Annotated in this window: 11 protein-coding genes; all 11 read left to right on the forward strand. The window is 70.7% G+C overall.

What is annotated here, in order from left to right; translation table 11 throughout:
- The first annotated feature begins 2 nt into the window (after window positions 1–2).
- Genes OHB21_RS17280 through OHB21_RS17330 form a run of 11 tightly spaced genes read left to right on the forward strand, consistent with a single transcriptional unit; the run spans window position 3 to window position 18,131 of the window.
- Window positions 3–6,026 (forward strand): aminotransferase class III-fold pyridoxal phosphate-dependent enzyme, encoded by a 6,024-nt coding sequence (locus OHB21_RS17280; RefSeq protein WP_195126224.1) that lies wholly within the window; start codon window positions 3–5, stop codon window positions 6,024–6,026.
- Window positions 6,023–6,895: a hypothetical protein gene (locus tag OHB21_RS17285; RefSeq protein ID WP_195126225.1), complete on the forward strand. Its 873-nt coding sequence runs from the start codon at window positions 6,023–6,025 to the stop codon at window positions 6,893–6,895. The genes OHB21_RS17280 and OHB21_RS17285 overlap by 4 nt, the downstream gene beginning before the upstream one ends.
- Complete coding sequence (locus tag OHB21_RS17290; RefSeq protein WP_067514043.1) at window positions 6,892–7,131, forward strand: acyl carrier protein; 240 nt, start codon at window positions 6,892–6,894, stop codon at window positions 7,129–7,131. Before OHB21_RS17285 ends, OHB21_RS17290 begins: the two co-directional genes overlap by 4 nt.
- Window positions 7,128–8,849: a fatty acyl-AMP ligase gene (locus OHB21_RS17295; RefSeq protein WP_195126226.1), complete on the forward strand. Its 1,722-nt coding sequence runs from the start codon at window positions 7,128–7,130 to the stop codon at window positions 8,847–8,849. The genes OHB21_RS17290 and OHB21_RS17295 overlap by 4 nt, the downstream gene beginning before the upstream one ends.
- On the forward strand, window positions 8,846–10,240 hold the full coding sequence (locus OHB21_RS17300) for a cytochrome P450 (RefSeq protein WP_195126227.1): 1,395 nt from the start codon (window positions 8,846–8,848) through the stop codon (window positions 10,238–10,240). Before OHB21_RS17295 ends, OHB21_RS17300 begins: the two co-directional genes overlap by 4 nt.
- The gene (locus OHB21_RS17305) at window positions 10,237–12,975 is read left to right on the forward strand and encodes a PEP/pyruvate-binding domain-containing protein (RefSeq protein WP_195126228.1); all 2,739 of its coding nucleotides are present in this window, start codon (window positions 10,237–10,239) and stop codon (window positions 12,973–12,975) included. Before OHB21_RS17300 ends, OHB21_RS17305 begins: the two co-directional genes overlap by 4 nt.
- Window positions 12,972–14,282, forward strand: coding sequence for an aminotransferase class I/II-fold pyridoxal phosphate-dependent enzyme (locus OHB21_RS17310; protein WP_084538180.1), 1,311 nt, complete (start codon window positions 12,972–12,974; stop codon window positions 14,280–14,282). Before OHB21_RS17305 ends, OHB21_RS17310 begins: the two co-directional genes overlap by 4 nt.
- Complete coding sequence (locus OHB21_RS17315; protein ID WP_195126229.1) at window positions 14,283–15,686, forward strand: nucleotidyltransferase domain-containing protein; 1,404 nt, start codon at window positions 14,283–14,285, stop codon at window positions 15,684–15,686. It begins immediately after the preceding gene.
- A complete protein-coding gene (locus tag OHB21_RS17320) occupies window positions 15,683–16,426 on the forward strand; it encodes an HAD family hydrolase (protein ID WP_084538179.1) in 744 nt (247 codons plus the stop codon). Before OHB21_RS17315 ends, OHB21_RS17320 begins: the two co-directional genes overlap by 4 nt.
- Window positions 16,411–17,355, forward strand: coding sequence for a diacylglycerol/lipid kinase family protein (locus OHB21_RS17325; RefSeq protein WP_067514037.1), 945 nt, complete (start codon window positions 16,411–16,413; stop codon window positions 17,353–17,355). The genes OHB21_RS17320 and OHB21_RS17325 overlap by 16 nt, the downstream gene beginning before the upstream one ends.
- The gene (locus OHB21_RS17330; RefSeq protein WP_067514036.1) at window positions 17,352–18,131 is read left to right on the forward strand and encodes an SDR family NAD(P)-dependent oxidoreductase; all 780 of its coding nucleotides are present in this window, start codon (window positions 17,352–17,354) and stop codon (window positions 18,129–18,131) included. Before OHB21_RS17325 ends, OHB21_RS17330 begins: the two co-directional genes overlap by 4 nt.
- Window positions 18,132–18,152 lie beyond the last annotated feature (21 nt).

Here is an 18,152-nt window from a genome sequence, read left to right on the forward strand (position 1 = left end):
CGGTGATCGCGCCCGATTCGGGCCGGCTTTTCGCTGATTACGCCGGATATCACCGCCCCGGCCTGGCCGCTCTGCTACGCGCGAGCAATCTGGATGTGGTCTACACCGGCGCCGTGGGCGACGAGCTGATCACGGCCGACGGCACGCGGGTCCTGGATTTCGTCGGAGGCTTCGGTTCGGCCCTGTTCGGCCACAACCACCCTGAGCTGGTACGGGTGGCCACGGCCGGTCTCAACCGGCAGATGCCGTTCGTGGCGCAGGGCAGCATCCGGCCGGGTCCGGCGGCGCTGGCCCGCCGGCTCTCGGAGCTGGTCGGTGAAACCACCGGCGGCCGCTACGTGGTGACCTTCGGGTCCACGGGCGCGGACGCGGTCGAGGGCGCCATCCGGCATGCGGCGGTCGTGCACGCGCGGACGCTCACCCGGCTGGAGGAGGAGCTGCGCCGTGATCTGCGGCGGGCCCGTCGCGACGGGATCGACGGGATGCGCCCCGAACCCACGACGGACGACGACACCCGCTCCGTCGCCGACACACTCACCGACGCCCTGCGTGACGTGGCGGAATTGCGTTCGCGCGGGCCGCTTTTCGTCTCGCTCGCCGGCGCCTTCCACGGCAAGACGGCGGGTGCCTTCGCGCTCACCGAACAGGCCGACACCCCGGCCGACCTCATCGTCGCCGGGCCGCGCAGGCACCGGCTGCGCACCTGGGAGCCCGCCGAGATCCTCGGCGCGCTCGACGCCGAGATGCTTCGGCTGTGTCGCATCAGCGTCGACCGTGACGGGCGTCCGCTGCGGACGTATCAGGAGATTTCGCCGGTGGCGGCGGTGTTCGCCGAGCCGGTGCAGGGGGAGGGCGGTGTCCGCCTGGTCCCCGCCGAGACGTTGCGCGCCCTGCGCGAGCTGGCCGACCGGCACGGCGCGGCGCTGGTGTTCGACGAGATCCAGTCCGGAATGGGCCGCACCGGAACGTTTCTCGCCGCCGAACCGTCCGGCGTGCGCGCCGACTACTACCTGCTGTCCAAGTCGCTCGGCGGCGGACTGGCCAAGATCTCGGCGCTACTCGTGGACGCGGGCCGGGCGATCTCGGACTTCGGCCGCTATCACACCTCGACCTTCGCCGACGACGACCTGTCCGCCGAGCTGGCGCACGTCGCGCTGGACCTCATGCGGGACAACCTGCCCCGAATCCAGGACACCGGAACGTGTTTGGCGGATCGGCTGGCCGGACTGGCCGCGCGATGGCCCGGCGTGATCGCCGAAGTGCGCGGACGCGGACTGATCCACGGCATCGAAATGGCGCCGGTCGACCCGGATTCCGCGCTGCTGCGTGAACTCTGCGCGCCGGACATGCTCGGTTATCTCGTGGCCGGATACCTGTTGCACCACCACCGGATTCGCGTGCTGCCCACGCTGTCCGCGCCGACGACGCTGCGCGTCCAGCCTTCGGTCGGGCTCGGCGCCGACGAAATCGACCGGCTGATCACGGCTTTCGACGAAGTCGCCAAGATCCTGCACGCCCGCGATTACACCCGCCTGCTCGCGCACCTCACCGGACCGGTCGGCACGCAGGCGCCCGCGCCGCAGCGCGCGCCGCGCCCACAACGGTCGGTGTCGGAGCCGCCGCCCGCGTGGGGTGCGCCGCGCCGCGTGGCCTTCCTGGCGAACCTGCCCGAATCGGCCGACTTGCGCAGGCTCGCACCGGAACTCGACGACTGGTCCGACGAGCGGTTCATCCACCTGTTCGAGCGGCTGCGCGGTGTCGCGGATCCGTTCGAACTCACCAGGCGGGTGGTCGACTCGCCCTCCGGTGCGCAGGTCGAGGTGGTGGTGATCGCGGTGCCGGTGACGGCGGCGCAGATCGCCGAGAGTCAGCGCGGCGGGCAGCGCGCCTGGCTGCGCGATCTCGTGCTCGCGGCCGTGGATCACGCGGTGGGCCTGGGCGCGAGCGTGATCGGCCTGGGCGGCTACACCTCCATCGTCACCGACGCGGCCCGCGAGGTCGTGGAGGACAACGTCACTGTGACATCGGGGAACTCGCTCACCGCGGCCTGCGCGCACGACGTGGTGCGGGCCGAGCTGGCGAAGCTGCGCCCGGGAGCGCGGCGCGTCGGAGTGCTGGGCGCCCTCGGCAATATCGGCGCCGTCATGGCCGAATTGCTCGCTCCCGACGCGGATTCCGTGGTTCTGGTGGGGCGTCCCGGCTCCGGGTCGCGGCTGCGCCGGGTGGCCGCCACGCTGCCGGGCACCGTGGAGGTGAGCGAGGACATGGCGGCGCTGCGCGACTGCGCCGTGGTGGTCACCGCGACCAACGCGGCCGAGCCACCGATCACCGCCGACCTGCTGGCCGGCGCCGGGCCCGTCGTGGTGTGCGATCTGGCCGTGCCCGGCGATGTGACCGCGGCGGCGGGCGAGCTGCCCAATGTCACCCTGGTCTCCGGCGGCCGCATGGCTCTGCCGCTCGAGCAGACCCCGGACCTGCCCGAACTCGGCCTCGCGCCCGGCGTCGTCTACGCCTGCCTGGCCGAATCCATCCTGCTCGGCTTCGAACCACGCACCGACAGCCCGTCCTACGGCGCGCTGTCGGTGTCCGGCGTGCGCGCTGCCCGCGCACTGGCCGACCGGCACGACGTGCGCCCGGTGCGGCCGGCTTCTGGAGGACCCGTCATGACCGACATCCGATCGACCACCGACGCCCCGATGTTCCTGGGCGCCGAGAACTTCGACACCGACCGCGCGGGCGGCAAAGCGGGCACCCTGCACGAGCTGATCGCGGGCGGCTTCCACGTGCCGCCCGGGTTCGTGGTGCCCGCCGCGCTGGACCTCGACGCGGTGAGCGACGACGACCTGTCCGCCTGGGTCGGACGGCTCGGCGGCTTCCCGGTGGCGGCGCGCTCCAGCGGCGTGCTCGAAGACCTCGACGACGCGAGCTTCGCCGGCCAGTACGAATCCTATCTGGACATCACCGATGTGGCGGATCTGCGCGCCCGCATCGCGGAGTGCCGCGAGTCGGCGCACAACGAGCGGGTGCGAACCTACTTGTCGCGCAGCGGTTTCGCGGAGGCGAAGGCGACGGTCGCGGTGCTGGTGCAGCGGATGGTCGCGGCCGAGGTCGCCGGTGTCGGCTTCAGCATCGACCCGCTGACCGGCATAGAGGACAACGCGCTGGTGGAGTGCTGCCACGGGCTCGGTGAACGTCTGGTGTCGGGCCACGTGACGCCCACCAGGTACTCGCTGCGATTGCGCGACGGCGTTGTGCTGGACCGTGATTCGGGCGGCGAAGACGTGACGCTCGCCCCGGGCGCGCTCACCGAACTGGCCGAGCTGTTGCTCTCGGTGCAGGCCTTCCGGCACCGCCCGCAGGACATCGAGTGGGCGCTGGACGCCGACGGCACGCTGTGGCTGTTGCAGTCGCGCGCCATCACCGCGATCACCTGGCGCACCGATATCGGCCAGTTCTCCGACGCCGATCTGCGCGACGGCGGCGTCTCCGCGCGCGTCTGCACGCCGCTGATGTACTCGCTGTACGACAACGCCTTCCAGTACTCGATGCAGCGCTTCTTCCGCGGGCTGAAGCTGCTCGCCAAGGGCACCGAGCCCGACTGGATGGCCATGTACTACGGCCGCGCCTACTGGAACGTGCAGGCGGTCAAGTCGTGCTTCCGGCACATTCCCGGTTGGGACGAACGGCATTTCGACGACGACCTGGGCGTGCTCAACAACTACGGCGAGGCCGGGCCGATCCACACCCCGACCACCCCCGCCACCATCGCGCGCGCCCTGCCCGCGGCGCTCGCCGTGCAGAGCGGATACGGCGAACAACTGCGCCGGGTCGAGGAATTCGCCGGGCGCTGGCCCGCCGAGTACGCGCGGTGGCGCGAACGCGCGGCCCGCGTGCGGGAGGCCGACGACGCGACGTTCGCTACGGAACTGGAGGAGTGCCTGCTCACCTTCCACGCCGACACCGAGCGCTCGTACTTCACCACGATCTACTACAACTCCAGCGTCCAGTCCGACGTGAAGCAGCTCATCGACAAGGTCGACGCGGCGACCGGCGGCAGCACGCCCGTGCTCGACCTGATGGGCGGTCTCGCCGACATCAGCCACATGCAGTTGCAGCGCGGCATCGTGGCGCTGCACCGGGTGGGGCGCGAACACGGTCTGGACAGCGCCGAATGGGACGCCGCGCTCGCGGAGTTCCTGGCGGACCAGGGATTTCACGCCGACGCCGAACTCGACCTGACCTGCCCGCGCTGGTCGGAGGACCCGAAGCGCGTGCGCGACATGATCGCGCCGATGCTCGAACGCGGCGCCCCGCCCGCCGATCCCGACGTCACGCTGGTCGAGCAGCGTCACCGCTACGAGACCGCACTGGCGGCGCTGCGCGACCGTGTGCGCGCCAAGGCCGGGACGCGGGTGCGGTACGCGCGCGGCCTGGACCGCCAGGTGGAGCGGATGCGCAACTACCTGATCGCGCGGGAGCGGATGCGGGAGTTCTCGCAGCGCTGCTACGCCATCGTGCGGGCGTACGTGGTGGAGGCCGGTGCGCGCCTGGCCGCGGCGGGCACCCTGGACCGCGCCGACGACGTGTTCCTGTTGACCATCCACGAACTCGCCGATCTGGTCGGCGGCCGCGTCACCATCGCCGAACTGGCGCCCGAAATCCGTTATCGCGGTGCGATGTACGCGGGCTACCGCGATCTCGTCCCGCCGCACGAGCTGGGCGGCGGCGTGAGCGAGGCACAGGGCGCCGCGCCGAGTGACGGCGATCTGACCGGTCTGGGATGCAGTCCGGGCATCGCCGAGGGCACCGCGCGCGTCATCACCTCGCTGTCGGAGATCGACCGCCTGCGCGACGGCGACATCCTCGTCACCCGCTTCACCGATCCGGGCTGGACCCCGGCACTGGGCCTGGTGTCGGCCGTGGTCACCGAGGTCGGCGGCATGCTCTCGCACGCGGCGGTGATCGGCCGCGAGTACGGCATCCCGGCGGTGCTGAACGTCGCGGGCGCGACGGCGGCGATCCGCTCGGGACAGCGCATCCGTGTGGACGGCGGGACCGGTGTGATCACCGTGCTGGAGTCCGGGGAAACCGACGGTGCCGCAGGGGAATCGGTGCCGAACGCCGATACTTCGCAGGCCGGATCGGAGACGCGCGCGGCGGACGAGTCCGTCGCCGAGCGCGTGGCAGCCTCGTCGGACACCGGCCGTGCACCGGACAGCTCCATGGAAGTCATTGCCGCACAAGAAGAAGACCCGTCCGGAGACGGGACCGTCGCGGGGGACGGTCAAATCGCGCGCCCGGAATCCGGTGCGCGTGCGAAGGACGTCGGGGTGGGGACGTCGGCTACCGAGATCCGCCCCGCGGCGACGCGTCCGGCGGCCCGTGGAAGGGATGAATCACTGATCGCACGCAAACGCCTCATCTGTATCGCCGGTGGCGACGGGTCGGGCAAGACCACGCAGATCGCGCGGCTGGCCGCGGAATTCGAGGCGCAGGGGCACAGCGTCGCCGCCGTAACCATCTGGGACGCGTTCCTGGACCCGAAGGTGTCGAGCAAGCTGCCGTTCGGCAACCCGAGCGAGGTCTACGCGTACCTGAAGGTGCTCTCGCCGCTGTCGCGCGCGCACTTCCTGTTCCACGCCATGCAGCTCTCGTTCGACCTGGCCGCCGACCGCGGTGCGGACACCGTGCTCGCCAACGCGTACTGGTACAAGTACTACGCCACCGAGGTCGCTCACGGCGGCGACCCGCAGGTGCTGCGCAAGCTCGCGGCCGGCTTCCCCGAGCCCGACCGCACCTTCTACCTCACCGTCAGCCCGCAGGACGCGCTGGGCCGCAAGCAATTGCGCAGCGACTACGAGTCCGGGTACGGCGACGAACAGGTATTCCTGGACTTCCAGGAGCGCAGCCACGCCGCGCTGGAGGACCTGGCGGCCGAGTTCGCCTGGGTGCGCCTGGACGGCACCCAGCCGCAGGCCGACATCACCAAGGCCATGCTGGAGCGGCTGCGGGAGGACGACCGATGACCCGCCGGGTGGCCGTCGTCGGCATCGACGGCGCGGGCAAGTCGTCCATCATGGCGCGGCTGCGCGAACTCGCGCCGGACAGCGACCGTTCCGGCGCGAGCGGCGCGGCCGTGCCCACCGCGTTCGCGTCCATGACGTGCCCGGACTTCCACAACACCAGGGACGTGCCGTGCGCGGACCTGTCCCGTCAGCTCAAGGCGTTCAGCGTGGGGTGCGACGAGGTCGGCGGCCTGGAGATGAAGGCCGTCGCCATGTACCTCCAGATGACCCTGTTCGGGCCGGTGGAGCGGCACTTCCTGGACACTTTCGCGCCCGAGGTGCTGGTGTTCGAGCGGCACCCGCTGGTCGAGCTGCTGGTCTACGGCCCGCTGTACACGCAACTGGCGCGGCCGCAGTGGCGTGCGTCGGTGAAGGAAGCGGAGATCGAGGCGGTGCTGGAGCGCCACGCGCCCGGCACGTTCGCCGATATCCGCGCCTGGCACCGCGCCGAGGCCGCGCGTCTGGGCGCCTCGCCCGACCTCTGGTCGGTGCTGGACGAGGTCGCCGATCTGGTGGGCCGCGACACCGCCCAGGCGGTCGCCGCGTTCGGCCACCGGTTCCGCACCACCCTGCCCGACGCGGTGCTGTGGCTGGACGCCCCGCCCGAGCAGGCGGCCGCGCGCTGCGTGGAGCGCTCGGGTTCGGCGCCGCGCGAGGCGCACGAGACGGCCCAGCACCTCACCGCGCTGCGCGAGGGCTACCTGCGCGTGCAGCGCACGCTGGCCGAAGCATTCCCGCACGTCACGTTCCATCGGATCGACACCGGCGACGGTGCCGATCTGGAGCGCTCGGTGCGGGATTGCGTCACGGAAGGAAAGCTTTTCGGATGAGTACGACGACCGATATCGAAGCCAAGGTGCGCACCATCGTCGGCGAGGTGCTGTGGGTGCCCGCCGGTGATCTGGAGCCCGGCACACCGCTGGTCGACTACGGCCTGGACTCGCCCACCGCCATCGAACTCACCATCCAGCTGGAGCAGGAGTTCGGCGTCGACATCCCCGAGGACGTCGCGGCTCGGCTCAACACGGTCGGCGAGATCGTCGCGCACGTGCGAGGTGCCGCGTGAGCGAGTTCCGTCCCCGCCACGCCAGCATCGTGCACGCGCTGCTCGCCGCCGCCGAGCGCGGCGCCGACGGTCCGCGCACCGTCTTCATCCCCGAGCGGGCCGATCAGGCCGAAGGCGACGAAACCATCTGGCGGCACGAGGACCTGGCCGTCGCGGCGACGAAAACCGCTGCGGGACTGGCCGATCTGGGTGTCGGCCCCGGCGACCGCGTGCTCCTGTGCCTGCCCACCGCACCGGAATTCGCCACGGCGTTCTTCGGCGCGCTCCTGGTGGGTGCGGTGCCGACGGCGGTCGCGACGCCCGGCGGTTTCGGTTCGGCCGACATCTTCGGGGAGAAACTCGCCCGCCTGGCGGACTACCTGGAGCCCGCGGCCGTGGTGGGCACGCCGATGTCGCTGGACATCGCGACGCTGCCCGAGCACATCGCCACCATCAGCGGTGAAGCGCTGCACGCGCTCGCGCTCGACCCGTCCGCCCCGACCCGTGCCCCCCGGCTGCCCGAACCCGGCGACACCGTGTTCATCCAGGCCACCTCGGGCTCGACGGGCACGCCCAAGGGTGTGCGGATCAGCCACGGCAATCTGGCCGCCAACTGCGAGCAGATCGCGCGCGTCGCGGCCATCGGCGAAGGCGACAGCTGGGTCAGCTGGCTGCCGCTGCACCACGACATGGGCCTGATCGGCGGCTTCCTCACCTCGGTCTTCTGTGGCCGCGACGCGGCGCTCATGCCGCCCAGCCGGTTCCTGCGCAGGCCGGGCGACTGGCTGCGCAACGTCAGCCGCTACCGCGGGACCATCACCGCCGCACCGAATTTCGCGTTCGGCTACACCGCCGCCCGCGTCACCGACGAGGAACTCGACGGCGTGGACCTGTCCAGCTGGCGGTTCCTGTTCTGCGGTGCGGAGCCCATCCACGCGCCCACCGTGCAGGGTTTCGTGGACCGCTTCACCGCGTGGGGCCTGCCCGGCGACGCGCTGGTGCCCTGCTACGGCATGGCGGAAGCCTCACTCGCGGTGACGGTTTCGCAGCCGACACGCCCCGTCGCCTACGACATCGTGTCGCGCGCCGCGATGGCCGAGGACGGCATCGTGACGGACGCGCAGGACGGTGACGCCGACGCCGTGCGCGTCGTGGACTGCGGCCCTCCGGTACCCGGCACCGAAGTGCGCATCGCCGATGCACAAGGAAACCCGCTGGGGGAGAACCGCATCGGGCGCATCCAGTTCCGCGGCCCGTCCACCACACCCGGCTACTTCCGGCTGCCCGAGGCCACGGCGGAGGCCTGGGTCGACGGCTGGTGGGACACCGGCGACATCGGCTACCTGCGCGACGGACGGCTGCGCGTCACCGGTCGTGAGAAGGATCTGATCATCATCCGCGGCGCGAACTACGTGCCGACCGACTTCGAGCTCGCGGCCGAAGCGGTGCCGGGTGTGCGGCTCGGCGGCGTCGCCGCCGTGGGCCTGGCCGACGAATCCGGCCTGTCCGAAGATCTGCACCTGATTGTCGAAAGCTCCACCGACGACAGCGAACACGACGCGCTGCGCCGCGCGGTGCGGGTTGCGGTCAGCAAGGCCACCGGCGTGCTGCCCGCCGACGTGCACGTGGTGGCGCCGCGCAGTATTCCGAAGACCACCAGCGGTAAAGTGCAACGGGCCGAGGCGCGCAGGCGCTTCCTCTCCGACGCCGAGCTGGCAGGCGCGGGGAGCGCGCGGTGACCGCTCGCAAGCTGGACGGGCCGTCCAGCCGCCACCCGCTCGGCTGGTACAACCAGTACCGGTCCGACCCGCTCACCCTGTTCTACGACCAGGCCGTCGCCTACGGCGGTAGTGTGCGGCTGCGGATGGCCAACCAGCACGTGCACCTGCTGGTCGATCCCGAGCACATCAACCAGGTGCTCGTCACGCACGCCACCAAGTACGAGAAGGGCATCAGCTACCGCAGCCTGAACTACCTGCTCGGCCCCGGCCTGCTCACCAGCGGCGGCGAGCTGTGGAAACGGCAGCGCGCGTTGATCAAACCCGCGTTCGGCCGCCGGCACGTGGAGTCGGAAGTGCCGCAGATGGTGGCCTGCGGCGAGCGGATGCTGGATCGTCTCGACCGGCTGGCCGACAGCGGCGAGGCCTTCGACATCGTGCCGGAGCTGATGGGTTTCGCCGCCGACGTGGTGTGCCGCGCGGTGATGGGCGCCGATATCGACGATGTGCTGCCCCAGATCGAAGACGATGTGCGCGAGGGTGTTTCGTGGGTGATGCGGCATATGGCCGCGCCCGTGCAGATCCCGCCGGAAGTGCCCACACCCGCCAACCGGCGGTTCCGCAGCGTGCTTTCGCGCTTGCACCGCGTGGTGGACGACGTGATCGCCGGACATCGCCGCGACGGGGGCGACGCGGAGGCGAAATCGCTGCTCGGCCGGTTGCTCGCGGCGCGCGACGACGCCGGGCACGCCATGGACGAGGAGCAGTTGCGCCACGAGGTGCTGACCTTCCTGCTGGCCGGACACGAGACCACCGGCGGCGCGCTGGCTTGGACCCTCTACGAATTGGGCAGGAACCCGGCGGTTCTCGCCGCGGCCCAGGCCGAGGTCGACGCCGCGCTCGCGGGAGCCGACGACTACGCGACCGCGATCGCCGACGCCGCACCGAAACTCGACTACGTCAGCCGGGCAGCCGACGAGGCGATGCGCCTTCACCCGCCCGCTTGGGCGTTCAGCCGAACCGCCTTGGAGGCGGACAGTTTCGACCGCTTCGACCTCGAACCCGGTGCGATCGTGGTGATCAGCCCATTCGTCAACCACCGGCTGCCGCAGTTCTGGGATTCGCCGCTCACCTTCGATCCGGACCGATTCACCCGCGAGAACACCAGGGCGCGACCGACATTCCGGTACTTCCCGTTCGGCTGGGGCGCGCACCTGTGCGTCGGCCAGCACATGGCGCTGGTGGAGGTGCGGGTCGGGCTGGCGCTGCTGCTCTCGCGCTACGACCTGGAACTCGTCAACGGCATGCGGGTCAGGGAGAACCCGGAGATCTCCAACACGCCCGATCCCGTCGTGGTGCGCCTGCGCCGCCGCGCCGCCGTCGCACCCGAACCCCAGCTGGAGGTCCTGTGAACAACGCCACGACCGATGCGGTGCTGCCCGCGGCCGCGCTCGGGCGGGTGACACAGGCGCAGGTGGGAGCCAAGGCGGCCAACCTGGGCCGGCTGCTGGCGGCCGGCCACCGCGTACCGCCGTTCGCCGTGCTCACCGCCGACGCCTGCCACCGTATCCTGGGTGCGGTGGCCGAGCCGATCGCCGAGGCGCTGACCGGACTCGACCACACCGATCCGCTCTCGCTGCGCGCGGTGTCGGACACCGTGCGCAAGCTCGTCACCGCACTGACCGTGCCCGCCGATATCGGCACCGACCTGTCCGCCGCCGTGGCCGCGTTCGGCCCGGACGTGCGCCTGGCCGTGCGCTCGTCGGTGAGCGGCGAGGATTCGGCATCGGATTCCTTTGCCGGACAGCTCGATACGCTGCTCAACGTGGCGCCCGCCGAGGTGGAGCACGCGGTGCTCGAGTGCTTGGCCTCGGCCTACTCCGAGCGTTCGCTGTTCTACCGCGCGCACCGGGGCCTGGACAACGGCGCCATCGACTGCGCCGTGCTGGTGCAGGTGCTGGTGGACAGCGCCGTGGCCGGTGTGGTGTTCAGCTGCAACCCGCAGACCGGTGACGAGAACGAGGCCGTGGTCTCGGCCGGGCTGGGCCTGGGCGAGGGCGTCGTCTCGGGCACCGTCGAATGCGACACGTACTTCGTGGACGTGGCCGCGCGTGCCGTGCGGGCACGTACCGTGACGGCGAAACGGCATCGCGTGGAATCGGATTCGCAGGGCGGCACCGTCGTCCGGGAACTGCCCGAGGCCGTGGCGGATTCCGCGCTCACCGACGCGCAGGTGCTCGAATTGACCTCCGTCGCCGCCGATCTCGCCGAACTCTACGGCGCGCCCCAGGACGTGGAGTGGGCCTACGACGACGCGGGCGTGCTGTACCTGCTGCAGGCGCGTCCCGTGACCGCGACCGGAGATCGCGAAACCATCTTCGACAACGTCAATGTCGCGGAGTCGTATCCGGGACTGTCCAGCCCGCTGACCTTCTCGGTGTTGCGGCTGGCCTACGAGCAGGTGTTCCGCGCCTGCCACCGCGATTTCGGCGCGACCGGCGCGATCGTGGCGCGCAACGCGTCGAGCCTGTACCCCTACCTGGTCGGCACGGTGCACGGGCGCATCTACTACAACATCAGCAACTGGTACCGGCTGTTTCTCCAGATCCCGGGTATGGAGTTCGCCATCGCGGGGTGGGAGGCGGCGCTCAATATCGAGAACCGGTACCGCCGTCCGGCCCCGCCCGAACGCGGCCTGGCCAAGCTGAAGACGTATCTGCTGCGGATCCGCGTCGTCGCGATCGTGCTCATCGGGTGGCTGCGACTGCCGAAGCGGCTGCGGCGCTTCTTCACCGAGCTGTCGGCCTTCACCGCGGATCTCGACTACCGCCTCAACCCGGAGAACCCCTCGCGCGCAAGGGAACCGGAAGAACTGCTGTGTTGGATGGAGCGGTGCATCAGCGATCTGATCCCCGCCTACTCGGTGCAGATCTTCAACGACTTCCTGGCCCAGCAGATGTTCCACCTGGTCGGCATTCTGCTGGAACGCCAAGGGCTTTCCGAGGCGCAGGCCGCGACGTTGCGTAACGAACTGTTCTGCGGTGAGGAGGGCGTCGACAGCGTCGACCCCGTGCGCTCGGCACTGGAGCTGGCCGCCGCCGTGCGCGAGGACGACGCGTTGCGCGCGCTGTTCGAGGGTTCCGACGACGCGGCCCAGGTGTGGCGCACGCTGGCCGAGCCCCGGTTCGACCGCTTCCGCGCCGCCTGCCTGCGCCACATCGCGCTCTTCGGCGACCGCACCCTCGACGAACTCAAACTCGAGACCGACCCGCTCGGCGAGCGCCCCGAACTGCTGGTGCCCATGCTGCGCAACTACGTGCGCGGCGGCCAGGACATCGCGGCCATGGAGGCCAGGGAGAAGCTCATCCGCGCCGAGGCCGAGAGCACGGCCGGTGAGCTGTTCCGCGAGGCCGTCGCGCCGCGGCTGGCGTTCCGAATCGCGCTGCGTCTGGCGCGCGAACACGTCAAGCAGCGCGAGAACATGCGGCTGGGCCGCAGCCGCTCGTTCGGCCTGATCAAGCGGCTGTTCCGCGAGTACGGCAGGCAACTGCACGAGGCGGGGGTGCTGGACGACCCGCGCGACATCTTCTGGCTCACCTACGAGGAGATCGCCGCGCTCACCCGCGGCACCGCCGTCGACACCGACGCCGCCCGCACCGTCGCCCTGCGCAAGCGGGACCACGAGCGGTGGCGCGCGGAGGACCTGCCCTCGCGCGTCGTCACCACCGGCATCGCGGCGGCACACTTCGAAGACCCCGAACTCGCCCGCACCGGGCCGTCGCTGCCCGGCGACGCCACCGGTGTGCTGAGCGGCGTCGGCTGCGCGCCGGGCCGCGTGCGTGCCCCCGCGCTGGTGCTGACCGAACCGGACCCGACGGTCGCGGTGGACGGGCAGATCCTGGTGGCCTCGACCACCGATCCCGGCTGGGTGTTCCTCATGGTCGCGGCCGGTGGACTGGTCAGCGAGAAGGGCAGCGTGCTCTCGCACACCGCCATCATCGGCCGCGAACTCGGCATCCCGACGGTCGTCGGCGTGGCCGACGCCACCCGCCTCATCGCCGACGGCGCGGAAGTGGTCATCGACGGCAAAGCGGGCACCGTCACGCTCGCGGAGCGCGTCCGTTCCTCGGAGGTGGAAGACGTATGACGAGCATGGACACCGCGCCCGAGGCGCCGCCCGAACCGGTGCACGGCGAGAACTTCAGCCTCGAGCACTATCTCGACCCGACCGCGGGCACCTTCGACCAGCGCTTCGCCGAATTCCGGCCCTGGGTCACCCATTCCAGGGAGACCGGGTTCGTGCTGCGCGAGATCGCCGGGCCCGCGGGGCCGGTCGTCCAGGTGCGCGATCCGGGTGGTGAGGTGCGCGACCTGATCATGCTCGGCTCCAACAACTATCTCGGGCTCGGCAGCGAACCGGAGATCATGGAGGCCGCGGTCGCGGCCGTGCGGGAATACGGAATCGGTTGCGGCGGACCGCCGTTGCTCAACGGCACCACCACCCTGCACACTCGGCTGGAGGAGCGGCTGGCCGCGTCCAAGGGCTGCGAGTCCGCGCTGCTGTTCTCCTCCGGCTACGCGGCGAACGTCGGCTGGGTGACGGGGCTGATGCGCAAGGGCGACATCCTCGTCTACGACGAGCAGAACCACGCCAGCCTCTACGACGGCATCCAGCTCGGCCGGGTGCGCTCGATGGCGTTCCGGCACAACGATCTCGACCACCTGCGCCACCGCCTCATGCAGGTGCGCTGGCGCAGTCCCGGGGCGAACATCGTGGTCGCCGTCGAGGGCGTGTACTCGATGGACGGCGATATCGCGCCGCTGCCCCAGCTGCGGGCGCTGTGCGATTCGTTCGGCGCGTGGCTGGCGGTGGACGACGCGCACGGCACCGGCGTGCTCGGCGCCAAGGGACACGGCACGGCCGAGCACTTCGGCGGTGTGCCCGTAGAGGTTTCGATGGGCACGTTCTCGAAGGTGTTCGCCACCACCGGCGGCTTCGTCGCCGGGTCCCGCGACATGGTGGACACGCTGCGGTTCTTCGCCCGCTCCTACATGTTCTCCGCCTCGCTTTCGCCCGCCGTGCTGGCGTCGGTGCTGGCGGGGATCGAGTTCATCGAGGCCAATCCGCAGCGCATCACCCAATTGCACGAGAACGTGCGGTATTTCGTGTCGGAGCTGCGGCGCATCGGCTTCGACGTGAACCCGGAGACCGCGATCCTGCCGATCCCGGTGCCCGCACGGCTGGCCGTGCGCGAGGTGGTGTCGGCCCTGCACGCCGAGGGCGTGTTCGTCAACGGCGTCGAATTCCCCGCCGTGCCGCGCGAATTGCAGCGGCTGCGGGTGTCGATGATGGCGACGCTGACGCGCGCGCAGCTCGACTTCGCGCTGGACAAGATCTCGACCGTCGCGCGCCGCTTCGGTTTCCATCCCGAACAGGAAGGCCGGGTGCGATAGATGACCGGATTCACCATCGCCGCGGGCGGTTCCCCGGCCGAACGGCTGCTGGTGCACGCCGCGCTGGCCGAGCCGACCGAGGCCGAGCGCGCGGCACTGGCCGAGGCGGCCGGGGGCATCGGGGACTGGTCCGAGGTGCTCGAGCTGGCGAAGGTCAACGCGACCGTGCCGCTGGTGCAGCGCCGCCTCGAGCGCGAAGGGTTGTTCGACGCGGTGCCGGAGCCGGTGCGGGAGGGTTTCGCGGCCGTCACCGAGCGCATCGCCGACGCCAACGAACGCCGGCTGCGCGGCGCGCTGGAACTGGTGAAGCGGTTCGACGAGGCGGGCATCCGGTGCGTGGTGCTCAAGGGGATGCTGTTCTCCACCGAGATCTACCGCGACCCGCGCTACAAGCGGATGAACGACCTGGACATCCTCATCGAATTCGATCAGGTCGAGGCCGCCATAGAGATCTACCGGGAGCTGGGCCTTTTCGCGACCACCGAGCTGCTGGGCAAGGCGCCCAAGGCACGGGCCAAGCGCTCCCACCACCTGCCCTCGTTCGTCTCGCGCGACGGCGCGCTCGTCGTCGGCACGCACTGGGGACTCATCACCCCGCTCGCCGGGTACCCGATCGACTACGACGCTATCTGGGATCGCGTGCGGCGCATCGACTTCCACGGCGTGCCCGCGTGGGCCATGTCGCACACCGACAACCTGCACCACCTCGGCGTCCACCTGCCCTACTACAAGACCGGTGTGCGCGAACTCGCCGACATCTGGAACCTGGCGCGCTACGCCGCGGGCGAGCTCGACTACGAGCTGCTGCTCGCCGAGATCGAGAAGGCGGGCACCGAACGGCTGATGTACCACGCCCTTTCGCTCGCCGACCGGCTGGTGCCGATCCCGGAATTCGCGCGGGTGGTGAGCCGGATCGCGCCGCGCGTGGACCGGTTCACCCGCTACGACACCGCCCGTAAGACCGCCGACATCCACGCTCTGCTGCGCAGCCGCTCCACGCACACCTCGCGGATCGAGAAGGCCTACACCGAGTTCAACATGACCGGCGCGCCGCGCGAGAAGCTGGCCAGCTTCGGCACGCTGTGGTCGAACCTGCTGGTGGTGCCCGCCGACGAGGCCGAGCGCATGAGTTCGCTGCGCGAGCCCTCCCGGCTCTCGGCCCTGGGCGCCCGGGTGTCCGCGCCCTACCGCCTGACCCGCGTGTTCCAGCGGGACCTGGGGCGCTGGCTGTTCCCGGCGGCGCTGGCCAAGACCGTGGTCGACCTCGGCGCCGCCTACGGCACGGAGCTGGCCGGGCGGGTCGGCGTGGGCGGCGCGCGCGAGCACAAGACCATCGAGGATTTCGCCGCCGAGCTGGGGCTCACCCGCGCGGATCTGCAAGCGGTGATGGACAGTCAGGAATGAGCCCGGAGCGCGGCTATCGGACGGTGCTGTGGGATCTGGACGGCACCTTGGTCGGGCTGCGCCGCCTGCCGTTCAAGGTGGCGATGCCCGCCGTGGCGGCCTACGTGTTCCGCGATCTCGTGGCGCCGCACCGGTTTCTGCGTGTGCTGTCGGGCGTGGTCGGGCAGGCGCGGGCGAACGACGGCGAGCTGACGAACACCGCGCTGATGGTGCGGCTGCTCGCCGAACGCACCGGGCTCACTGAACCCGAAGCGGCGCAACGATTCCGGGTGCTGGCCGACGAAGGATTCCCCCGGTTGCGGTTCTGCTTCCCGCCGTTGCCCGCCGCTCGTGACACGGTGACGCGGCTCGCGGAGACCGGTGTGACGCAGGTGGTGGCCACCAACCCGATGTGGCCCGACAGCACCGTGCTGGCCCGGTTGCGCTGGGGTGGTTACGATCCCGCCGTCTTCGCGATGCGGACGAGCGGCGAGAACATGACCCGCTCCAAACCGCGCACCGAGTTCTACACCGGGCTGCTGGATCGGCTCGGCGCCACCGCTCGCGACTGCGTGATGGTCGGCAACGATCCGGTGAACGACGCGCCCGCCGCGCTGATCGGAATCCCGGTGTTCCTGGTCGGTGTGGACCCGAAGGACATCCCCACGGACTGCGCCCGCACCGGGCTGGTCGAGACCGGGCCGTGGCCCGCCCTGCACCGCTGGCTGGGCATCGAGGAGGAACCATGCTTGTCGTCCTGAATCCGCACGCGAACGCGGGGGCCGGTCTCTCGCGCTGGGAGCCGGTGGAATCCGCACTACGGCACCGGTATTCGGATGTGAACGTGGAAATGCCCGCCGACGCCGACCAAGCCGTCAAACTCGTGCGCACCGCCGTGGACGCCGGTGCGCCGCCGGTGATCGCAGCCGCCGGGGGTGACGGCATGGTGCACCTGGTGCTCAACGCGTTGATGGACCCCGCGACGGATCGCCCCCGGGCCGGCGCCGAGAACGTGGCGCTGGGCGCGGTCGGGCTCGGCAGTTCCAACGACTTTCACAAGCCCGTCGCCGAGGAATCCCGGATCAACGGTGTTCCCGTCCGGGTGGACGCCGCGAGCGCGGAGCCGGTCGATATCGGCAAGGCGACGCTGACGCTGTCCGACGGCAGCACCGCCGTGCGGTACTTCCTGCTGAACGCGAGCGTGGGACTCGTTGCGGCGGGCAATCATTCGTTCAATCACGCCACCGGACTCGTGGGGTGGCTGAAGGGCCGCAACGTGGAGGCGGCCATCATCGCGACCGCGCTGCGCAATATCGTCACGCACCGGCCGCTGGACATCCGCGTCAGCGGGGACAACTGGACCTACGCCGCGCCGGTCACCAACGTCGGCGTGCTCAAGAGCGTGCACTTCGCGGGCGGGATGCGCTACGACACCCCGGTCACCCGCACCGACGGCATGTTCGACGTGAACATCTGGGAGCGGGCCGGGCGGTGGCAGACCGTCGGGCTGATCGCCGCGCTGTACCGGGGCCAGTTCACCGGGCGGCCGCGCACGGTGTGCGAGCGGGCGTCGGCGGTGGAGCTGCGGCCCGCCGAAGTCACGCCGCTGGAACTGGACGGAGAGATCACGATGGTGAAGTCGGCGCGCCTCGAGGTGCTGCCCCGAGCGCTGAAAGTGTGTGCGGCATGAGAAAAGTCGTCCTGATCACCGGCGCCGCGAACGGTATGGGCGCGGCGGCCATGACCCATCTCGCCGGGCTCGGTTACCAGGTGGAGGGGTGCGACAAGGTGGCCGCCGACGGGATCGCCACCGTCGACGTGCGCGACACCGAGGCCGTCGACTTCTGGGTGAAGCAGATGCACGAACGGCACGGCCGGATCGACGCCGCCGTCACCTTCGCCGCCCACGGTGTGGTCGGCTCCGTGGAGGAGACCGATCCCGACGAGGCCGCCGCCATCGTGGACACCAACGTGCTCGGCACCCACCGCGTCCTGCGCGCCGTGCTGCCCATCATGCGCGCCCAGCGCTCCGGGCGCATCGTCGTCGTCAGCTCCGGCGCCGGCGCGATCGCCGAACCCTACGGCGGCTGGTACTCGGCCACCAAGGGCGCGGTGGAACGGCTCGGCGAGGCGACCCGAATGGAAGTGGCGCCCTTCGGCATCCACGTCTCGGTCCTGGCCCCCGGCTGGACCGTCACCCCCATCATCGCCAACTCCCCGCACGCCACCAACCCCATCCCCGCCTACGACACCACCCGCGCCTCGGTCCTCTCCCGAGTCACCGGCTACCTCGAGGCGGGCCAAACCCCCGAAGCCGTAGCCCGCCGCCTCCACACCATCCTCTCCACCCCCAAACCCCGCCAAACCTACCTCTGCGGCCGCGACGTCCGAACCTCCTTCTGGACCAGAAGGTTCGTCCCGGGGTGGGTGTACGAACGGTTGGTGAAGTCGTACTACGGGGTGTGAGTGGGGGTGCCGAGCTGTGGA

Source organism: Nocardia puris (assembly GCF_036051655.1).
Classification (GTDB): domain Bacteria; phylum Actinomycetota; class Actinomycetes; order Mycobacteriales; family Mycobacteriaceae; genus Nocardia; species Nocardia puris.